Annotated in this window: 22 protein-coding genes; 8 read left to right on the forward strand and 14 right to left on the reverse strand. The window is 46.6% G+C overall.

What is annotated here, in order from left to right:
* Positions 1-399 precede the first annotated feature (399 nt).
* The gene (locus IQ270_RS05755; RefSeq protein WP_228056104.1) at positions 400-639 is read right to left on the reverse strand and encodes a hypothetical protein; all 240 of its coding nucleotides are present in this window, start codon (positions 637-639) and stop codon (positions 400-402) included.
* A 381-nt stretch (positions 640-1,020) separates the two neighbouring features.
* On the opposite strand from IQ270_RS05755, the gene IQ270_RS05760 reads away from it, so the two are divergent.
* The 5 genes from IQ270_RS05760 to IQ270_RS05780 all read left to right on the forward strand — a co-directional run bounded on the left by IQ270_RS05760 (position 1,021) and on the right by IQ270_RS05780 (position 8,938).
* A complete protein-coding gene (locus tag IQ270_RS05760; RefSeq protein WP_193972291.1) occupies positions 1,021-4,542 on the forward strand; it encodes a hypothetical protein in 3,522 nt (1,173 codons plus the stop codon).
* A 403-nt stretch (positions 4,543-4,945) separates the two neighbouring features.
* Positions 4,946-7,684 (forward strand): zinc-dependent metalloprotease, encoded by a 2,739-nt coding sequence (locus IQ270_RS05765; protein WP_228056105.1) that lies wholly within the window; start codon positions 4,946-4,948, stop codon positions 7,682-7,684.
* Positions 7,685-7,802: 118 nt separating this feature from the next.
* A complete protein-coding gene (locus IQ270_RS05770) occupies positions 7,803-8,150 on the forward strand; it encodes a XisI protein (RefSeq protein WP_193972293.1) in 348 nt (115 codons plus the stop codon).
* 48 nt (positions 8,151-8,198) lie between these two features.
* The gene (locus tag IQ270_RS05775; RefSeq protein ID WP_339384342.1) at positions 8,199-8,528 is read left to right on the forward strand and encodes a XisH family protein; all 330 of its coding nucleotides are present in this window, start codon (positions 8,199-8,201) and stop codon (positions 8,526-8,528) included.
* A gap of 74 nt (positions 8,529-8,602) precedes the next feature.
* Positions 8,603-8,938 (forward strand): XisI protein, encoded by a 336-nt coding sequence (locus IQ270_RS05780; protein WP_193972294.1) that lies wholly within the window; start codon positions 8,603-8,605, stop codon positions 8,936-8,938.
* A 38-nt stretch (positions 8,939-8,976) separates the two neighbouring features.
* Here IQ270_RS05780 and IQ270_RS05785 read toward each other — a convergent pair whose 3' ends face one another.
* The 12 genes from IQ270_RS05785 to IQ270_RS05840 form a co-directional block, all read right to left on the reverse strand.
* Positions 8,977-9,243 carry a type II toxin-antitoxin system HicB family antitoxin gene (locus IQ270_RS05785; protein WP_193972295.1) on the reverse strand — a complete coding sequence of 89 codons (267 nt, stop codon included), beginning with the start codon at positions 9,241-9,243 and terminating at the stop codon, positions 8,977-8,979.
* Entirely contained in the window at positions 9,240-9,455 is a 216-nt protein-coding gene (locus tag IQ270_RS05790; RefSeq protein WP_193972296.1) for a type II toxin-antitoxin system HicA family toxin, read from the reverse strand. The genes IQ270_RS05785 and IQ270_RS05790 overlap by 4 nt, the downstream gene beginning before the upstream one ends.
* 37 nt (positions 9,456-9,492) lie before the next feature.
* On the reverse strand, positions 9,493-9,900 hold the full coding sequence (locus IQ270_RS05795; RefSeq protein WP_228056106.1) for a hypothetical protein: 408 nt from the start codon (positions 9,898-9,900) through the stop codon (positions 9,493-9,495).
* Positions 9,901-9,987: 87 nt separating this feature from the next.
* Entirely contained in the window at positions 9,988-10,278 is a 291-nt protein-coding gene (locus IQ270_RS05800) for a hypothetical protein (protein WP_228056107.1), read from the reverse strand.
* A gap of 78 nt (positions 10,279-10,356) precedes the next feature.
* On the reverse strand, positions 10,357-10,815 hold the full coding sequence (locus tag IQ270_RS05805; protein ID WP_193972297.1) for a GNAT family N-acetyltransferase: 459 nt from the start codon (positions 10,813-10,815) through the stop codon (positions 10,357-10,359).
* 50 nt (positions 10,816-10,865) lie between these two features.
* Positions 10,866-11,468 carry an HAD family hydrolase gene (locus IQ270_RS05810; protein WP_193972298.1) on the reverse strand — a complete coding sequence of 201 codons (603 nt, stop codon included), beginning with the start codon at positions 11,466-11,468 and terminating at the stop codon, positions 10,866-10,868.
* 157 nt (positions 11,469-11,625) lie between these two features.
* Positions 11,626-11,862, reverse strand: coding sequence for a DUF433 domain-containing protein (locus IQ270_RS05815; protein ID WP_193972299.1), 237 nt, complete (start codon positions 11,860-11,862; stop codon positions 11,626-11,628).
* A gap of 104 nt (positions 11,863-11,966) precedes the next feature.
* A complete protein-coding gene (locus IQ270_RS05820; RefSeq protein ID WP_193972300.1) occupies positions 11,967-12,167 on the reverse strand; it encodes a DUF2283 domain-containing protein in 201 nt (66 codons plus the stop codon).
* 2 nt (positions 12,168-12,169) lie between these two features.
* Positions 12,170-12,415 (reverse strand): DUF433 domain-containing protein, encoded by a 246-nt coding sequence (locus tag IQ270_RS05825; protein WP_193972301.1) that lies wholly within the window; start codon positions 12,413-12,415, stop codon positions 12,170-12,172.
* Positions 12,416-12,477: 62 nt separating this feature from the next.
* Complete coding sequence (locus tag IQ270_RS05830) at positions 12,478-13,047, reverse strand: Uma2 family endonuclease (protein WP_193972302.1); 570 nt, start codon at positions 13,045-13,047, stop codon at positions 12,478-12,480.
* A gap of 180 nt (positions 13,048-13,227) precedes the next feature.
* On the reverse strand, positions 13,228-14,205 hold the full coding sequence (locus tag IQ270_RS05835) for a heme o synthase (RefSeq protein ID WP_193972303.1): 978 nt from the start codon (positions 14,203-14,205) through the stop codon (positions 13,228-13,230).
* Positions 14,206-14,294: 89 nt separating this feature from the next.
* Positions 14,295-15,212: a heme A synthase gene (locus tag IQ270_RS05840; protein WP_193972304.1), complete on the reverse strand. Its 918-nt coding sequence runs from the start codon at positions 15,210-15,212 to the stop codon at positions 14,295-14,297.
* Between the two features lie 456 nt (positions 15,213-15,668).
* Here IQ270_RS05840 and IQ270_RS05845 point away from each other — a divergent pair, with 456 nt between their 5' ends.
* The 3 genes from IQ270_RS05845 (at position 15,669) to IQ270_RS05855 (ending at position 17,978) form a co-directional block, all read left to right on the forward strand.
* Entirely contained in the window at positions 15,669-17,102 is a 1,434-nt protein-coding gene (locus IQ270_RS05845) for an ABC transporter substrate-binding protein (protein WP_193972305.1), read from the forward strand.
* A gap of 109 nt (positions 17,103-17,211) precedes the next feature.
* Positions 17,212-17,622: a XisH family protein gene (locus IQ270_RS05850; RefSeq protein WP_193972306.1), complete on the forward strand. Its 411-nt coding sequence runs from the start codon at positions 17,212-17,214 to the stop codon at positions 17,620-17,622.
* Positions 17,613-17,978, forward strand: coding sequence for a XisI protein (locus IQ270_RS05855; RefSeq protein WP_193972307.1), 366 nt, complete (start codon positions 17,613-17,615; stop codon positions 17,976-17,978). Before IQ270_RS05850 ends, IQ270_RS05855 begins: the two co-directional genes overlap by 10 nt.
* Positions 17,979-18,056: 78 nt before the next feature.
* On the opposite strand, the gene IQ270_RS05860 is transcribed toward IQ270_RS05855, so the two are convergent.
* Complete coding sequence (locus tag IQ270_RS05860; protein WP_193972308.1) at positions 18,057-20,558, reverse strand: glycosyltransferase family 2 protein; 2,502 nt, start codon at positions 20,556-20,558, stop codon at positions 18,057-18,059.
* Positions 20,559-21,095 lie beyond the last annotated feature (537 nt).

Below are 21,095 nucleotides of genomic sequence, written 5' to 3' on the forward strand. Positions count from 1 at the left end.
GGTGTTTAGAAAATTGTATGGTTTAGTTTCGCCTAAAATATTTTTATTTGCAGTCAAATCTGAGACAACTTATACAATTTGCCATTTGCAATTGCCGATCATGTCTGGCGATCGGGGTTTGGATCGCCGGCAAGGCCTTCCCTGATGTTTTGAAACTAATCTGGTGTCGAGGTACTGATCCAGAAGGCACTAAGACACTAGCGTTTGTCGTTAACGTCAGGTGCTCTTCTTCGATCGGGCGATGGCGATCTGGCAAGGGACACGGGACGCTTGTGCGTACTTCACAGCGCTGGAGAACCGCTATATAAGATACAAGGAAAAACAAATCTATTAACCACAAGTTTGACCGATTGTCAAGGCTTTTGGGAAAAATTTAGCTGCCAGCTACCCTCGGGCTTTCTAGTCCTGCTTTCGGGGAAAGTTCAGCACCGGGAGGCGCGAACCCCGAAAGAGTTCTTCGCTTTCAATGCCGACAGACGCCACAAACTCAGCAGCAGCAGAGGCAGCGAGCAAACCGCCCAGCATGGGTAAGGCGACTAAGCTCAATAAAATATCTGAGGGAATTGGTAACTTTGGACTGTTGGGTGTTTGAGTCTTGGGCAAGTCTTGGTTTCCCGAGGGCATAAATTTCTCCTGCATGATTTACTATCCCAAGTTTACAGCAGAAGCAAAGAGCCGATCGCACGAAGGAAGAATAAGCAAGGGTTTGAGCAATTAAGAACGTCCCGGTGGTCGTCTGGTGCAGTTGCCAGAAGGCCGAAATAATCATCTTGACTAAATGACTAATACCTGATTGCTTGGTTTAACTTGGTCTAATCGTGCCAAAATACATTCGAGGTATTGAAATCGAAACAGTGTTTCCCGATCGCAGGCCTGGGGATACAGGAGCCGGCATTAAGTCCAGTCAGAGTTAAACTCGCGAAACGGTTTAGACCAGGCAAATAAAATACTTGTATGTAAAACTTGTAAACTGTGCTATCTGTAGAAAACACAACCAGCTTTGACAAAATTTAAAGTCCCATGTTGAATGCGAACGGGAGCATATTGGCAGAGAATCGATCGGCCGCGTCGCAGTGGGCGCAAGAAGCTTTAGGGCTTCCCGAAGTGCAGGTACAAGCTCGTTTGCGCGGAAATCACCTGCATATTCTGTGCGAAGCAGCGCAGTGCCCGTCTCAGGAATTGGTGACGGCGAGATTTAAGGGCGCGATCGAACAAACAGATTTAACGCGACTGTTGTTCGATCGATCTCAAATTTACCAGTTGTTTCTGTGCGGCCGCAAACTCGGTTCCAGACAAAATGATTGGACAGTCCGGCTCGATTGCAGCAGTATCAAAGAGCGACAGCAGCAGCAACAGCAGCAACCAAAAGTTTCCCAAGTACCGCCGACAACTCCCCCCGACAGCGAACCGCCAGCAAATCGTAAAAAAGGCGGATTCTTCGGCAAATTCAAAAATGAAAACCGCCAACTCAAACAGAAAGCAGCACCGGTAGAAACCCCGGCCCCGCCGCCACAGGTGCGGGAAGAACTCGATTTTGACGCCGAAAGTCTGCCCATCGCCTCCGGCATTCAATACGCAGAAGTTTTTGAAACTTCTGGGGTGACGATCGACACTTCGGCAGCGCGGGAAGCTTTCAGTCCCCCTGTTCCCCCGCAGCATCCGGAAACATCCTCGCAAATGCAAGGAAGCCGAGGCGGGGTGGCTTTGATTCAATCCCCCGAAACCGATGGCGGCGGCACGTTGACGGTTTCGCCGGAAACTTTGGCGCGGCTAGGGTATCCAGATGCGATCGCCAGCTATCTCAGCGAAATCCTCGGGCCGATGGGAGTTTCGGTGAAAGTCAGCATTCGCGAAAAAGAACTCAAAATCAGCCGGGAAACCCTGCACTCGAATCCACAGGAAAATGTCAAGTCCAAGGAGCGCAGGCTGCTGGTGCTGTGCGAGTCAGCTTACAGCCCCGACCCCTCCTTGCTAGCAGAACCGATCGCCAGCAGGTTGCGGAAACTGAAATTAGAAGATTTCGTCGAAGCAGTAATCGGCAGCCAAGTCAGCGGCGAAGCGAAGCCGGACTGGTTGCTGCGGGTGGATTTGACGCCACCGGACACAATTCTTAAGGAATGGGCCCGCTGGGGAGACGTGCAGTCGATCGCGAAACTGCTAAACCAACACTTGGCGGCATCGAGAGTTGAAGTGCGCGCAACCCTCAAAGAAGCAACCCTCCACCTGTTGTGCAGTAAAACTGCCAAAAAAGGACAAAAACCCAAACGCCAAGAATACCCAGACAAGCAGCAAACCACCGAGGCGATCGCCCCAATGCTTGCCTCCTTCGCGCCCCAAGGCATCCGCGCCGCTACCATCTACGGCGTAGAACCAGCCAGCGACCCCCAGGCCGAACCCGAGTCGCCCGTGTGGATCGAATGGGTGGACTTGCCGGCGGCCCACCACCCGGACTTAGCGGCGAGCCCCAGAATATTGGCAGCCGAAGGCGACCAATTAGCCTTAACTTTTTTGCTCAATAGGTTTCTCAATCCCAATCTCAACCGCAAGCTCGAAACCGGAGGGATTCGGGCTGTGGCACTCCACAAAGCCAACGTGCTGCACGTCATGACTGAAGCTCTGACTTGCCCTTCTCAGTCGAAGGTAGGGCCGCCGGTGGTTAAATTCTTGCGGCATTTACAAATTCCAGGAGTGGCACGGGTGCGAGTCTACGGGCGCCGCGCTGGCCAGAAACTGCCTCTGTGGCGCTACGGAATCGACCTCGGGGCGGCGGTTGACGGGGAATCAGCGCAGGCCGAAGCACCGGTTCCCTCACAACTGGCTGTCTTGGAAAAGGAACCGGTGCCGGAGTTTGCTACAGCGGAGGATCGGAGTCTTTCGGGTTTGGGCGACCATTTGGTGTTTGATGCTCCGGCTACCGATTCCAAACGGCTCGGGTTCAAAATCACCCTCCCGGGCTACAAGCTGGGCGAGCAGCTTGTTCAAGCTGCGGTGCAACCGCTTGTTGCTTCGGGTTTGTTTGTTCCCAACGACGGTTTGTCAACTTCGGAGGCAGCGCAGGGGGGCGTGAGAGCCGATCGCGCGACCCGAATGGCTCTGATTTGGGCGATCGCCGGTTGTCTGCTAACTTTCAATACCGATTGGTTGCTGGGTATGTTTCTGCAATCTGCGACGGTTAGTCAAGCTCCTAGCGCCTCGGAAGTTTGTAGCGGTCAAAATTGTCAAAATTCATACCCCAAGCCTTTGAGCGATGCTCAAACCCCACTAGCGAGTCCCGAGTCCCCCAACCCGGATCGCCCTCCTGTGGAGGTAAATTTGCCTCAAATTCCCGATCGGCCATCGCCGTTGGCAGATCGCGAACAGGCTTTCAACGGTTCTGGGTTTACAAAACCCGGGAACAATAGCGTTCCTGTAGCTGATGTTTCTACTGTTCCGGTGTTCCCGACTTTGAGGAGCGAGCAGCTTGACGCACAAATAGCGCGCTATCAAGAGTACATCCGCCAACACAACAAACCGCCGGATATCTTAATTGTCGGAAGTTCGAGGGCTCTGCGGGGCATTGATCCGGCGGCTTTGGAAACTGCTTTGGCGGATGGAGGTTATCCGGGACTCAAGGCCTACAATTTTGGAGTGAACGGGGCTACTCTCCAGGTTGTAGATTCGATCGTCCGTCGGATTTTGCCACCGCAACAATTGCCGAAATTGATTGTGTTGGCGGACGGGGCGAGGGCTCTCAACAGCGGGCGGCCTGATTTGACTTTTAGTGCGATCACTTCTTCCGAAGGTTACAGACAATTGACCAGGGGCAGTTTTCTGATCCGCACCAATCAATTAGAATCCCCAACATCGCCAGAAACCGCCAACAATCCGGTGGCGACTGCGGGTGAATTGTGGCACAATTTGGAACAAAGTCAAGCTCAGGTTCAGCAACTGTTGAATCAAAAGTTGGTAGAGAGTTCTGCAACTTACAAAAAGCGCGATCGGCTTAAGGAGTTTTTGCGATCGATCATCGCCAATCCCTCAGCCCCAGCAGTAATCGCCAACCCCCAAACCGCCGGAGACCAACAAACAACCGAAAACCCCCAGCCTGCTGTTGCGGGTAAAGCACCGAGCGATTTTCAACCAAACGGCTTTTTGCCGATCGACATACGCTTCAATCCCGATACTTACTTTCAAAAGCACCCGAAAGTATCTGGCTATTACGACTCCGACTATCAAGATTTTAAATTGTCAGGCGAACAAACTGTAGCGCTCAAAAATCTGATCCAATTTAGTAAGGTTCGCAACATCAATCTCGTGTTTGTGAATATGCCTCTAACGGTCGATTATTTAGACCCAGTGCGGGCAGGTTACGAACAAGAATTCCGGGAATATATGCAACAATTAGCAGCTCAAAGCGGACTAATTTTCCGAGATAATAGTTTATTGTGGCCCCAGACGCGGGAATCTTTTTCCGACCCCAGCCACCTCAACCGTTATGGTGCTGTTGCAGTTTCTAAACAGTTGGCTCGAGATCCGATGATTCCCTGGCCGGCAAACAGGTAGTTTTGAGTTTTGAGTTATTTTAGAAGTGATATCATCTCGTCGGCCGTCACTACCAATCTAAGATTAGTTCGCGCGTGCGGACTTGAGTCCGCTTTCATGGAGCGGACTCAAGTCCGCACTACGAACCGTTTTTCTAGCAATCGACCAAACTCGATCTTAAATTTTATTAGAAAGGCGGGTTCAGCAAGAATTATGATTTTTATTAAACTCATAACTCCTGCGATGGTATCATCTCAAAACTATCATTTCCTGCAGCGGAATACTAAATATGAAAAGATTGAAATTTCCTAAGATTAGCAAAAATATACAGATAAAAAATCGCCGACAAAACCTGCCTTTAATATTTTTTATATTATCCCTAGCATTTTTCCTGTTTAGTTTGTATAAAAGCTTATTTTTACCATTGGCTTTATCAGCGCCGTCGCCGGGAAGCGAACCAAGTAAAGAACAGCCAACTCTGCAACCTTTTGAACAAGTTGTCAAAGATTACAAAAAGTTAGAGGGATTGTTTACCCTTTACCGCAATGAATCAACAAATAAAGTTTATCTGGAAATTACACCCCAACAACTCGACAAAAAGTTCCTGTGTTTTGTGACATTGGCGTCGGGTTTGGGGGAAGGCGGCATTTTTAGCGGATTGCCGATCGGCGATTTCTTGTTTCAACTGCGGCGAGTCCAAAATAACGTGCAGTTTGTGATACCGAATATCAATTTTCGCACCCGTCCGGGCGACCCGCAAGCGGGCTCGGTGGAAAGGGCATTTAGCGAGTCTATCCTCTATTCTTTGCCGCTCCAAAGCATTCATCCGCAAAGGCAAACTCTGCTGATCGACTTAGGCGACTTGCTGATGAGCCAAAAGCGCGATTTACCGGGGATAAAAGCGATTTTACCGATGATTTTGGGCGCTTCTTACTCGATCGATGAAGACAAATCTTATTTTAAAGATGTGAAAGCGTTTCCGCTGAATGTAGAAATTGCTTCAATTTACGGTTTTTCCAGCGATAATGACAGTGCGGTTAACTATTTACCTTCGGTTCCTGACAGTCGGGCTTTTAACCTCCGCATTCACTACAGTTTCTCGGAAGTACCGATCAATAATGGCTACCGCCCCAGACTTGCAGACGAGCGAGTCGGGTATTTTCTCACAGCATATAAAGACTTTTCAGACAAGAGCGGCCGGGAGCCTTTTGTGCGCTATATTAATCGCTGGCATTTGCAAAAGCAAATCCCCACCGCACCGATGTCGCCTCCGGTGGTGCCGATCGTTTTTTGGATTGAAAACAATGTGCCTGTGGAATACCGAAACGCGATTCGCGACGGAATTTTGGAGTGGAACAAAGCTTTTGAAAAGGCTGGTTTTACAGAGGCAATTCAGGTAAAACAAATGCCGGAAAATGCTAAATGGAACCCGGCTGATGTCCGTTACAATACTGTTAGGTGGTCGAGTTCTTTTGAGTCGGATTTTGCAGGCATTGGGCCGTCTCGCACTAACCCGCTGACTGGGGAAATTTTGGATGCTGATATTTTGTTGGATGCTGATATTGTCCGGCAAATTAAACAGGGCTATAGGTCTTTGGTGGAACAAAATCGATCGCTGGCGAGGAGTTTTCAAGCGCGAAACGGCTCTAATACGAATCCCTGTCAGTTCGGGATGTATTCGCGTTATTTGAATGTTCTAGAAAATGGGGATTTGGCGAAAAGCAGCGGTGGAAATTCTCAAGGTGGAATTGCTGATGATTTGCCGACTTTGGTGGAAAGATATCAAGAGCAAAAACGAGATCCTTTGTCACAGTTGATGTCGAGTTCGGATATGTGTTTTGGGTTGGAATCGAGCCGGCAATTTGCGATCGGCGCAATGTCGGTGGATATATTGGAAAATGCAGCGCCTAGCGCTACGGCGATTGACAGTTACGTGAATCAATACATCCAATATTTGACTGCCCACGAAGTGGGTCACACTCTCGGTTTGAGGCACAATTTTCACGGCAGTACGATGCTGGAACCGGAGGAGTTGAACAATATTTCGATCGCCCGCAGCAAGGGTTTAACCGCGTCGGTGATGGATTACCTGCCGGTTAATTTGGCACCGCCGGGAACTGTTCAGGGCGACTATTATCCAACGATTGTAGGGCCTTATGACGATTGGGCGATCGAGTACGGTTACAAAGTTCTTGGCGGCCCCAAACCCAACAGCGATTTACCAGCGCTGGAACAAATTGCCAGCCGCGCTGCTCAATTGCAATTAGCCTACGCGCCGGATGAGGATACTGTTGACAATCTCGATCCGGCTGCGAATACTTTCGATCTCAGCAGTAATATGCTGACGTATTCGCAATGGCAAATGGATAATGCTAGGGCGATGTGGAAGCGTTTGTCGAAGCGAATTCCGCTTGGGGAAGAGGGTTATAACGAACTGCGGGTGATGTTTGATTCGGTGTTTGGATATTATGTCAATCAGGTGATGAATGCGACTTTGTATGTGGGGGGACAGTCGTTTAACCGGATTCGCCCGGGAGATGCGAATGCGAAATTGCCGTTTGTGCCGATCGAACTTTCGCAGCAGCGAGAAGCTTTAGCAACATTAGATAAGTACGTTTTTGCCCCGGATGCCTTTAGTTTCGATCCGGATTTGCTGAATAAATTAGCACCGGCGCGCTGGCAGCATTGGGGAAGTCCGGCTTTGGTATTTCCTCTAGATTACCCGATCGGCGATCGAATTACTTTTTTGCAGCGATTTGTGCTGCGGGTTTTGCTATCTCCGGTGCGCTTGACGAGACTGCGGGATGCCGAGTTAAAATCAGCACCGGAAACTGTTTTGAGGTTGCCGGAATTGTTCGATACATTGCAAAAAGATATTTGGAAAGAGGTTTTGCAGCCGGAAAAGAAGATGCAAATTTCAACTTTTCGGCGTTCTTTGCAGCGGGAACATTTGGCAATTTTGATGGGAATGGTGCTGCGAAAAACCAGTGCTCCTGAAGATGCGCGGACTCTGGCTTGGTACGAGTTGCGGCAGTTGCGGGAGGGTTTGAGCAAGAGTATTCGGAATTTGGATCGGAATGCGGATGCTTATACGCGGGCTCATTTGGAGGAAACGCGCGATCGAATTTCTAAGGTTTTGAATTCGCAGATTCAGTCGAATTAATTTGGGGGTTCAGAAACCTGGTTTTTAGGATAATATTTCGTTGTAGCCATATATTTGGTCAAAAACCCGGTTTCTGAGAATCTCAGTCAAGCGAAAACAATACGGAGGAGATTATCCAATGGCAACCGCAAATCAACCCGTACACCAATGGCGTGAAACATTGGAGAAAATTCTCCAATACTATGCGAATCTTCCTTATACTTATGGAGATGTGATTACCTATCTGATAGTTAGTCGCGATCGCAATCATTTTATGCTGATACATGAAGGTTGGGAAAATCATCTGCGAGTTCATGGTACTGTGGTTCACGCCGAAATCCGCAACGACAAAATCTGGATTCACTATGATGGCATTGAAGACGGCATCACGGTTGAACTCGTCGCCGCTGGCGTGCCCAAAGACTGCATTGTTCTGGCTTTCCATCCACCGGAAGTTCGAGAACATACTGGATATGCGATCGCGTAACCTCTGCGGAACTTGTGTCGTATACGATAAATAAACATAACAGCCCTTATGCCTGCCAAAGACTTTTATCACGATACTGTCTGCACAGCCCTCATCAAAGACGGTTGGACAATTACTAACGATCCTTTCAAGCTCAAAGTTGGCGGACGTTCAGTCTACGTTGATTTGGGCGCAAAAAAGCTCTTCGCAGCCGAGAAGCAAGGGCGCAAAATTGCCGTTGAAATCAAAAGCTTCCTCGACCCATCACTTGTCAGCGAGTTAGAAAAGGCACTCGGTCAATACGATTTGTACTCTCTGATTATGGAGGATGAAGATCCAGAACGAGTCCTTTACCTAGCGATCGCCCAAACCGTATTTGCAGGTTTTTTCTCAGAATAAATATGTCAAATGGTACTTCGTAAAAAAAGCATTAACCTGATTATTTTTGATTCAGAAACAGAGGAGATTGTTCAATGGATACACTAAAATTTTATCAAGATACAGTTGAGAAAATTCTCAAAGATCATGCTGCTATTTCTTATAGTCATGGCGACATTCAACAATATGTCATCATTGATGCCGATCGAACTCATTTTTTACTCTTCAATGAAGGTTGGGATCGTAAAAAGCGAGTTCACGGTTGTGTCACCCATGTCCAAATTATCGGAGACAAAATCTGGATTCATTATGATGGGATTGAGGACGGTATCACGGTTGAACTCGTCGCCGCTGGCGTGCCCAAAGACCACATTGTTCTGGCTTTCCATCCACCGGAAGTGCGAGAGTATACTGGATATGCGATCGCGTAGCTTTTAGCCTTGACCAAGATTTTAGATAACATCAGCAGTCAATTGAGGAAATTAAGTTTGTTAATTGATTTTATATTTCTTGATGCGTGTTGTAGAGATTGACCAAATAATTGCGGTTTTGGCAAAGGTTTACCCTCATCTAGCATCGATTCAGTTAAAAGTTCTAAAACCTCGCGGGCATTTTTTAATGCGTCTTCGTAAGTATCACCGTGGGTATGACAATAGTCTCCCCATTCTGGAAAACTAACGACATAGCAGCTATCCTCATCTGACCACTGAATAATAATAGTATAATGACTGTTCATCCGTTTTCCTCCTCAATTGCAGCTAGTTGCTTGATAGCATTTTCAACATCTTTTTTCTGATAGAGCTTAGCATCACCGCCGTCTTTTCCTGAGAGAGTCAGTTGTCCTGGTAGCAGAGGATGTGACCATTTGGTGTGGCTACCTTTAGCAGACTCACAAACAAATCCTGCTTTCAATAATAGGCTTTTCAAATCCCTGATTTTTCTGGGCATCCGTTATTTACCTAGTTGCTGCTGTGTGAGGCGGGATTCAGACATAATCAACGATATTGGGATGAGGATTGATGCCAAGGGTTTGCATCAAGTCCGTCAGAGGTTGGTTGCGGAAGGTTGCAAGTTGAATTAAGGCTTGAATGCGGGTAACGTTGAGTTGTTCAAGGCGCGAACTCATTTGGATCAGTTGCTTGTGTTCTTCGGGAGTCAGGGTTTCGGCATGACGCTTGGCGATGAGGGCATGGTATTCTTCCCAGGTTTGTGCACTAAAGCCGATGTTAATTTGTTGCAGCAAGTCGGCTTCAGTAGGTTGGGTGGTTGGAAGTTTAGGCTGGAGGCGTTCTTGCAGGGCGTTGAGGATGTAGCGATCGGGTTCAACGCCCTGTCGAGATGCTTCAATGCGGATCTGGTGTTCGAGTTCGGGAGAGAGGTTGAGGGTAATCATAGTTATCTTAGCAGCAACATCTATTCATCATTTTAGCGATCGGGCTTTCACCTTATCTGGAACTTCATCGCCTGGGACTTCTCGATTTTACTGCCCGCGTCCTGGTTTGCAATCTACGAAACCTAATGCTTCTGTGTCGAGAAAATTGGCGATCGAAATGGCGATCGTTGGTGCGATCGGATATTCAATTTCCGCAGCACGCGCGATCGAAGCCACTTTAATTCGTTCTGGCAAACGTCCCAAAATAACTTCGGCATCAGCAGGAGAAAGTTGTTCTTGAAGTTTGGCTTGCATGGTATTCACCTTTGGGTTGGAATTTGACAGATACATTCCAGCCACTACGGAACTCAGATTTAGCGGTATAACGATCCCGTTCACCCGCCGCCTCTGCATCACAATAATAAACTTATGGCGGTCGGTGTGCAACGGGCTTGTTATGCGACTGATTAGATCCTTTCACTTGTATTTCTCCATAAACACGAACGACAAATTTTTGTTTATCTCCGTATTCTTGAATATCTTATATCCAAGCCGCTCATAAAGATGAATGTTGCGATCGCTCTTGTTTCCCGTGAACAGTTCAAATCGTTGCACTTGACCGAAACATGACTCAAACGACTCCATTAACACTGTACCGATGCCTTGTCCTTGATGATTAGGATGAACAATTAACCGCTCAATATAGCAAGTATTTCCTGATTGATAACCTCTGACTGAACCAATAATCTTGCTCTCAACTTGAATCTTCAAGAAAACTTTACTATTGAAATCCACCTCTAGTTCTTCCATCGTTTGAATCAGCGGTGGAATACTGAAGTCATTGTACAGCTTTGCCTCGCTCTGATATGCCAACTTTTGCAGTTCAAGAATGGCTACCGCATCTTCAGTTGAAGCATATGTGATATTTTTTATCATCTAACAGCCTCGCTTTCTGCAACATCAGGCGCAATCAGCATAACGTAGAGCTAACCGGAGTCATATCTGGTTAGTCCATTGAGCTTTCTTCCAACGGGAACAAATTGCCAGCCAAGCGCCTTTGCGGCGGCGGCATCCCAATGCCCATCTCCATAGTAAGTAACGCTGGCAAAGACACCATTGAGTTGTCGCAGGGCGTGAAGCATTATTTCCTGCCTCTCGAAATGATCGTCGGACGTAGCCAATGGAACGCCTGCTACGGGAAAGCCAGAGACTGATAGTTTCAGTAGCGCCGATCCGCGCCAGCCTCCTGTAGCGTACGCTACTCTATGCATGGGTGAAAGGTTGAGGCTTTCCACAAAAGCCTTAGCACCTGGTATCTCGGCAAACGATCCGTGGTCAGAAACATAACGACGAATATTGGCAACAAATCGGTCTCGAACAGCCGATACCGTGTCTATCGTTGCGGCTATAGCGTTGTCATTCAGAATCTCGGTCAATATCCCGGAAGCGGTGAATTGGGTGTACGTGCTCCAAGCCGGACGCAATTTGACATTGCCAAGTACGTCGCGGACTGTCGCCAAGTACAACGCATCGTCATTCGCGTCGGATTGCAGAAGCGTACCGTCAATGTCAAAGATGACTGCATTCATTATTCATTGTTGTGCGGCATAACTTATAATTGTATCGCAGTTGCGGTACAATACCCAATACAATAGAAAAATACCGCCGATCGCTAATGTATTTCACCAAAGGTGGCAGTAATCCACACAGCAATTGCTGGCGATCGACAAGCATTTAACCAAATAGTCATGCTGCTAAAACGGGACGATCGAGTTTGCGGACTGCATAGAGAAGCGCAGCTTTAATATCGTCAAGTTCCAAGTCTGGCAATTCTTCGAGAAACTCAAAAATTTGCTCACCCGCAGCTAGCAATTCTAGGATATCGATGACTCGAATCCGCATTCCCCGGATGCAGGGACGACCGCCACATTGTCTTGGGTTCACTGTGATTCTGTCAAACAGATAAGCAACGGATGCTGGCATTAGTTAAAATTGTTTGAAACCTTTGTCTCTAGCTTACTTCATTTACCGCCCAAAACTCACACCGCGATCTAATTCTGCGATGCCACCTCGATCAAGCGCATCAACTAGGTTGCGATCGTTAGTATGAGTTCTTGAGGATTAAACAGTTGACGTTTGGAGGCATTTAGAAATTCGATAGTAACAGGTTCGTCAGTTTCGTCATAACTGACAATCACGCCTCCAGGTTCAGAGATAGCATTAGCTGGAAACGCATCACGGAAGATAAAAATCAGAATGTCTGCTTCTGCATCGTATTTAACTTTCATTATTAACTTGCCTCAGCAAATAGCAAAGGCGTGTAAAATACATCTTCTTTAAGGCACTCCGCCGCGAAAGCAAACACTGCTTGGATAGATTCAGGATTAAGCGTTGGGTAGTTTTCGATAATTTGTTGCTCCGTCCAACCTTCTGAAAATAGTCCTAAAACGGACTCCACGGATATTCGTGTTCCCTTAATTACAGGTTTACCAAGCAGAATTTTAGGATGTGAGTGAATGTGTGCTTTCCAGTTCATAACCAGTTTGCCTCTATGGAGTTTTCATCTCTTTTGAAACCTTTGTCTCTAGCTTACTTCATTTACCGCCTGAAACTCACACCGCGATATAATTCTGCGCTCGCAACTTCCAGCTCAATACTCTGTAACATCACCCGATCGCCCGCGCCATAAACCACAGTTTCCCAACGTTCCCCACTCCCATCTTTCACCCGACGGCGACACTCCACTCGCATCTCATCCTGCGAGATTAAAACATACTCTTCCAAGGATTCCAACTGTCGATAATCCTCAAACTTATCAGTGCAATCGAACTTTTTAGTCGAAGGAGACAGCACCTCAGCAATTAACTTAGGATAGCGCTTCACATAGCGATCGCTCCGATCGCGCGGATCGCACGTCACAAAGGCATCGGGATAATAGAAAAACTCATCCGCATAATTCACTTTCACATTACCCGAGCGCACAGAGCAACCACTATCTCGAACCTTCTCGCGCAAAAGTTCAATGAGATTCAACGACAGTTCATCATGATCGTCGCTACCTCCTGCCATTGCGTAGACTAAGCCACGCTGATATTCATGGCGGACTGTATTGTCATGTTCCAGGGAAAGGTACTCTTCGGGGCTAAATCCAGAGGGGATGGCAATCATAGTATTGGAGGCGAATTTAATAGCTTAATTGTAGCGATTTTCGAGCGTTCTTTTTTTAGCCGCAGATTAAAGCAAATTAACGCAGATTAACGCAGATGGCAGAATAACTACTGCTATTTTACCATAAACAAAACCCGCAAGGTGCGGGCTTCATTTTAATAATGGCAATTTAACAGAAGACTACATCACAACCGCACTAATTAAACCGTGCACATTTTGGACAACAGCAGTCGTAAAGTTGTGAGTTGCAGGCAAACTATCAACCACAATTCCAGCGCACAATAGCATCAGGTACAGAATAGAGTATTTAAAGAGCGATCGCGCAACGTTCTTATCTTCTGGAGTCTGCAACAGCAACCAAGCTTTTTGAGCAAAAATAGCACCGAGGAAAATCGCCGTACCAGCATACACCGGGCCCGCCAAATTCAGCGGATAGACTAGCAGCAAAGTTGCTGGAAGCATCAATAGCGTGTAAATCCAAATTTGGCGGGCTGTCTCTTCGTCGCCTTCAATTACTGGCAACATCGGTACCCCTACTCCCTCGTATTCGTCGCGAATCATCATTGCTAAGGCCCAAAAATGTGGCGGTGTCCATAGGAAGATAATCCCAAATAGCAGCCACGCACCCCAACTTAAATCTCCCGTCACCGCAGCCCAGCCAACTAGCGGCGGAATCGCCCCGGCTGCACCGCCGATGACGATGTTTTGCACGCTGTGGCGCTTCAGCCAGTGGGTGTAAATTAGGACGTAAAAAACGATGCCGGACATTGCTAGCAATGCTGCTAATAAGTTGGCAACAACTGTCAGTAATGTAAAGGATATTGTGGCTAGGGCGATCGCAAAAATCAAAGCATCGCGTTTCTTGACACGCCCCGAAGGAATCGGCCGCCAGCGGGTGCGCTCCATAATATAATCGATGTCGCTATCGTAAACACAATTGATCGTATTCGCCGACGCGGAAGCTAAAGCGCCTCCGGTGATAGTTGATACCAGCAATAGCGGATCGACTTCTCCTTTAGCGGCCATCCACATTCCTGCTGATGTGGTGATTAGCAACAGTAAAATAATTCTGGGTTTTGTCAGTTGATAGTAACTTTTCACGACTTGCGAAAAGTTTTCGTGGAGGCGGGGGCTATTGTTTGTAAGAACTTCTTGCATTTGTGATTAATTGTTAGTTGTTAGTTGTCATTTGTCATTCAGTCCGCGGAGGCGGACTTCGTTTGACAAGAAGCGGTTTCAACCGCCGATTAATCCGCTGATAAAACCCGATCGCGCCACGACAAAATGCTAAAAGCAACCAGGGTTCCCAGCAAGGCTGCGCCGACTGCTTGGTGGGCGACTGTTAGCTGTTCTACTTGAAGGTGCAGCCGGAAAGTTGCCAATCCCAAAACTAATTGAGCAATCAGACAAATACTGGCCCAATTCCCTAATTTTCGCAAGTTTGAATTCAGTGCTGGTTGCCGCCAAGCCATTACTGATACTGCTAAAGTTGCTGCGGTAGCGGGTACGATACCGGCGATGTGGCTGTTCATTACCGAACACAATTCTGAGGAACCAAAACATTGGTGCAGCGCCCATCTAGAGCCGACTAATGCTCCTAGCAAACTTTGCAGGTAAACTAACAGTGCTGCGATCGAACTTACCCATGCTAATTTGCCTGTATTGCCTGTTGCTTCGTAGGGAGTCAGCATAAAACCGATCGCCAGCAGGCTGCAAAAAAACAGTAAAGCGGTTCCCAAGTGAGCGGTAACGATGTCAAATCTGAGCAGTTGTGTTACTGTCAAGCCGCCCAATACGCCTTGAAAAACGATTAAAAATACCGCCCCAGCGCTCGCCCAAGGGAGCCATTTTGGGACGCGGCTGCGGTAAAATAAAGATAGTCCTAAAAGGGCGATCGCGCTTAAACCGATCGCTGCTGCGTCCAACCTGTGAAACCACTCTAAAAATACCTGCAAATTCATTTGCGCTGCAGGTATTAATTGACCGTAGCACAGTGGCCAGTCCGGGCAAGCAAGCCCCGCATTCATGACGCGCGTGGCACTGCCTACGGCCATCAACAGCCAGGTTGCGATCGCCATTTTCCACACTATACCGCGAATCACATCTTTTGGCTGCCACTGGACTTCTGCTGCTGCGTTTGGCTTATTTAAAACTGAATTTGCCATGAACTTTACCTTAGCCTTTGCTATCGATCGAGGTTAATTAAATATTGCGGTTTTGCGATTGCCCAGCTTAGCCGAGCTTAACACTTTTTTTCTCTGACCATCTGTCATATTTACTACCTTAGCGACTCTTTTATCTAATTAGTTTCTCTTTAGATATTTTTCAACTTTCCTGTTTATATTACAAAACATTTCACTATTTTTGCTAAACTTCAAAAAACTTTAATCTTTCACCTCCAGCCTCGATCGCTGACAACTCCCCCGCTGTGTGAGTTTCGGACAAAAGTAAAGATATAATTAAGAAAAACACAAGACGAAATAATTGTGATAAAAGCCGTTTAAAAGTGTTTACAAAATACTAAACAGCATAAAAAAATTATAAAATATCATTTGTATCCTGCTTTCTGCCTTCTTGCTGAGCGGTTGAATCTAAAACCAAAAATATAACACTGTGCAGCCATGTCCAAAAAAAACGAAACCGCCGTTCTGGTATTATCGCTGTTAATTACGATCGGGCTAGCCGGTACAGGTATTTGGTGGCTGACAAGCCGCAGCGGCATCAATCTCGGAGGTTCATCACCCCAAAATCAGACATTTTCCAAGTCTCCGGCGGGGAATTTCCCGCAGTCAGAGCAAGCAATGGGGCAGCGTCTCAGTGCAGGAAAAAAACTGTTGATTCCCGAAAAAGCAACCACAAACAAACAAGCAGCAGTACAGGCGATCGCCTCCAGCAACTACGGCGCAGCTATTTCCGACTTACAAGCCTCGCTCAAAACCAATAGCAACGATCCCGAAGCACTAATTTACCTCAATAACGCCCGCACCGGCGATCAAAAATCCTACACAATTGCCGCAGCGGTTCCCATTGGCACCGATGTCAATGCTGCTTTAGAAATTCTGCGGGGCGTGGCTCAAGCTCAAAATGAAATTAACCAAAACGGCGGGATTAACGGTACTCCATTAAAAGTGCTAATTGCTAACGACGACAACAACCCAGAAATTGCCTCGCAAATTGCGACTGCTTTAGCAAATAACTCGGAAATTTTAGGAGTAATCGGGCATTTTGGTTCGGATACAACCCTAGCAGCCAGCAAGATTTACGAGCAAAATCAATTAGTAGCGATTTCTCCGACAAGTACGTCTGTGCAGCTTTCTGGAGTTGGGATTAATATATTTAGGACTGTTCCGAGCGATCGGTTTGCAGCTAATGCTCTGTCGCGCTATATGCTGACAAAATTGCAGAAGCAAAAAGCTGTGGTTTTTTTCAATTCTGCCAGCAGTTATAGCAAATCCTTAAAAAGTGAATTTACCACGGCTGTCTACGGAGATGGAGGACAAATAGTATCGGAATTTGACTTGGCTAACGGCAATTTTAATGCTACTGAGAGTGTTAAAAGCGCGATTTCCCAAGGAGCAGAAGTCATCATGTTAGCACCCAATTCATCCACCCTCGACCAAGCTTTGCAAGTAGTACAAGTCAACGCCAAACGGCTGCCACTATTAGCAGGAGACAGCGCTTATACTGCTAAAACACTGCAAATCGGTGCCGCCGGAGCAACAGGTATGGTGTTGGCTGTTCCTTGGCACATTCTGGCAGATCCGCAGTCAAACTTTCCTCAAACTTCCAAACAACTTTGGAATGCAGAAGTAAGCTGGCGCACAGCTTTAGCCTACGACGCGGCGATCGCATTAATTGCCAGTTTAGAGCGCAATCCGACTCGTACCGGGATTCAAAAAGCTTTATCGGCGTCAGATTTTTCGGCAACAGGAGCATCGGGCCAGATTCGATTTTTACCTTCGGGCGATCGCAATCGAGCCGTTCAATTAGTAATTGTTAAACCGGGAAATCGCACCACTTACGGTTACGATTTTGTGCCGATATCTGGCTTGTAAACTATTTACGAGTGCGAAATATAGGTTATACTATTCAGTAGTAATTTTTCTGGCTATTCAAGCAGAAATGCTGACAAGATGAGTAGTGATCTGCAACTAGAAAACTTGTATGGCAAAAGATCGGTTTCATGGTGTTGTTAAGACTGGTTTAGAAAAGGAAGGTTGGCAGATTACGGCCGATCCTTATCAAATTAATGTTGATGATGTAGATTTTGAGATTGATTTAGCTGCGGAACAACTGTTAGCAGCCCAGCGAGAGGGTCGGAAAATAGCTGTAGAAATTAAAAGTTTCATCAGCCCATCCAATGTTTCAGATTTTCACACTGCATTGGGACAATTTCTCAATTATCGCGATGCGCTTGAAATGATTGAACCAGATCGCCGCCTCTATCTAGCGGTGCGAGTGCCAATTTATGAAAGTTTCTTTCAGCGACGGTTTATTGTGGCTGCAGTTGGGCGATATCAACTACGATTGATGATTTATAATGTGCAACAGGAGGTTATTGTTCAATGGCTGTAGAGCAATATCGGCAATACATTCGTCATCTACTTTCAGAACGGCGAGAGCAGGCTTCGATACAACGCAACGCCCAAGAATATGAAGTGCAAACTCTTTTTGATACTGAGCAAGATCATTATCAACTGCTGTATGTTGGTTGGCGCGGCAATAAACGCGATTTTGGCTGTATTCTGCATCTTGACATCAAAGGTGGAAAAATTTGGATTCAGCATGACGGTACTGAAGTCGGAATTGCGAATCAACTCGTCGAATTGGGAGTCCCTAAAGAAGATATTGTTTTAGCATTCCATGAACCCTATATACGCCAGTTTACTGATTTTGGCACAGGGGAGGATCTCGCCCTCAGTTTCAGGTAGGTAAACTAAGTGTAACCGATCGGGCGAAGATATTCTTTTTCGTAAGATAGAAAGACACATTTCGATTGGAGAATCGCTCTAAAGTTGCGAAACTGCGATCGCCCTAACTGGCCTCTTTCTCTCAAAAACAGCCCTCGGTTTCAAAGCAATTCTCAACAACAGCCACAGCGATCGCCATTCTCCGGGCGTTTCCTGCCGCTTCCACTGGCCGGGGCGACAGTACAGCATTTCGATCAAACAGCGCTGTTGACTCATGTTCAGGCGATCGAAGGCTATTCGCACAGTCGGGAATTCCGCAAAACTGCACCCCGCAGCATCCCGAAAACTCGACTCCAACTGAGATTTATCGCCAACCAACTCCATCTTAGCCACAGGAATAAAACATTTCTCTTCCATAATTTCCAGAGTCGCCGACTCGCAATCAATCAACAATCCCGCAAAACTGCGCTCAGCGCCCAACTCAATCGCAGATGGCTGCGAAAACCTCGCTTTCACTGTCGCAGTGCGAGCCGTATCCTTTATTTTACCCTGCGATAAACTTGTCTTAACGGCATATTTTGATGAATTCTCTGCTACGGTAAAAGTCTGATTACTGCTTCGATCTTTCACAGCAAAACTCGGTCGCTGTGTCAGAGCAACTTCAGCCCCACTTTCCGAAATTACAGTAGTTACTCCCCAAAAACTTTCACCGCCAATATTCAATTGTACAATCCTCCGCAAATTGAACCACTCATAAATGTCCGGCTTAGGAATATCCACCAAAATCAGCAGCGCAATCCCTAACATCAGCAGATTGTAAGCGCTCCAAATCCAGCCTAAACTCGCGCCTTTCAACAAATCAGCAGTTTCGGATATTGTCTGTAAGCTGCCAAAATTTTTAACTAAATGAATGTTTAAACTATGCCACAAACTGAATGCTGTAGCTGAAAACAACACAATCAAAGGCCATCCCAAATTCCAGTTAAAACTAAAGCGATCGCTCGCAAGTCCTTTCGGCGTCACCTGAAACCCTTTCTTAAAGGGATTTAGCATGGCACTCACCACCGTCACCGCTAAAGGAATACACTGAACGAACGAGTAAACATCGGAAAGCAAAGCCGATCGCGATCTCCGGTTCAGCCAAGAAAACACCGTAACTTGTACCAAATAGTAAGGCAAAAAAAAGTACACCAATTCCCGCGCATTTGTCCGCAAAGGAATTATACCTAGAAAAGAATAAGCTAAAGGCATCAACAGAAACAAAACCCTGGTTAAACTGGTAAACCAATGCAGCAATCCTTCCAGATGACACAGCCTTTGTACGAATCTGAGACCACGAATTGTTAAAGGATTGGATTTAATAAAAAATGCCTGAAGCGTCCCTTGCGCCCAGCGCAGCCTTTGAGTTAGATGAGCTTCTATATTTTCAGCCGCCAAACCAGCGCTCAATTTTTCATCTAAATAAACTAAGCGATAGCCGGTTGCTGACAGCCGAATTCCGGTAAAGTAATCTTCGCAGACTGAATCGGTGACAAAGCCTCCCACTGTTTGTAGGGCGCTGCGCCTCACCACAAAAGATGTACCGCAACAAATCACGCTGTCGGCGCTGTCTTTGATTATTTCAATTTGCCTGTAAAATACTTCTTCTTCCGGCGCGAGCACATTTTCTAAACCTAAATTGCGGGCGATGGGGTCGTGGTTGTAAAAGCTTTGGGGTGTTTGAACGAGGGCGATTTCGGGATTTTGAAAAAATCCGACTGTTCTGGTTAAAAAGTTTTTAGTAGGAATGAAGTCGGCATCGAAAACTACAATTAGTTCTCCATTTGTTAAATTTGTGGCGTGATTGATGTTTCCAGCTTTGGCGTGAATATTATCGGGTCTGGTTATATACTCGCATCCCAGTTCTTTAGCCAGCAATTTGATTTCAGGGCGTTTTGTATCGTCAAGCAAATATACTTTTTTGTGGGGATAATCTAAAGCTTGACAGCCGATGACTGTGCGCCGCAAAATAAAAATTGGTTCGTTGTAAGTTGGAATCAAAATATCGACTGTTGGGACAAAGTTTCCCGCTGCAACTGCAACTGCCATGCGATCGGCTTCCCGGCGTCTGTCTTTCACTCTCAGCATTAAATACAGTTGAATGCTAGTGGTGAAAACCATTAACATTTCTAGGAAAAACAGCCCCAAACTAAATATACCGTTGACAGGATCGCTTAAATTGAGAGTAACTAGCGATCGCCACAAAACGTAGCGAATCGTTAAAGCCAAAACTATGGCGACTACTACAGCCCGCGACCATTTCTGCGGTTGAGGCGAAATTTTGATTGCAGCCAAAGCGGCCGAGACCAGCACGACAGTGGGCACTAACAAATACATCTTGCTCGCAGCGGGTACTTGGAGCCACACAGGCGGGTGTTGCTGCCAAGTGTCGATTGTGGCAAAAATCTCGCTAACAGTGCCTTGGCGGGCAAACCAGGCTCCGGCGATCGCACCTGCCAAAGCAACCGCCCCCAACACGACTAGGGTTGCCGCTGGCACGCGCGAAATTAGCCCAAAAAAGCGGCGTTTCAAGTCTTGAAAGTCAAATCTTGAAGTTGTCATAAATAAAATGTAAAATTCCCGATCGTACTTGCAACAGTCAAAGTTTTCTGCTTTCGGCTGCTTAATCCCGTTGAAAATTCCGACACACCCAACTTAACTATAATTTACATTTTTTAATATTCTGACAATTTAATGATAATTTACTTGCTGTCTGGTAGCAAAATGCTGAGCCAGTCCAATCCGGGTAAGCTATAACAGAAGGAACAAGGAAGTTCGGCAACGGATTTCGTAAGGGCGGAAGGAGGGAAGAAGTCAAGCGTGAACAAGCAAGAAGACTTTAGTTATCGTCGCCACAGAAGTTAGAAGCAATCGAACGCAAGGATTTCAGCAATTAAGAACCTCCTAACCCTCAAGCGCCGTATTATGTGCGATCGAACAACCCCCATAAAATTTGTTTGTAGTGAGGAGGGAGAGAGTCCTGATAATATCGTTGTTGCATCGGAATCATAAAATCGAGTCAACAGTTAACAATCAACCATTCAGTTTTTCGACCCGCCCGTCAACAGTCAACAATTCCGGTATGAGTGCAACCAGAAT

This window comes from Microcoleus sp. LEGE 07076 (genome assembly GCF_015207455.1).
In the GTDB taxonomy this organism is placed as follows: Bacteria; Cyanobacteriota; Cyanobacteriia; order Cyanobacteriales; family Microcoleaceae; genus Microcoleus.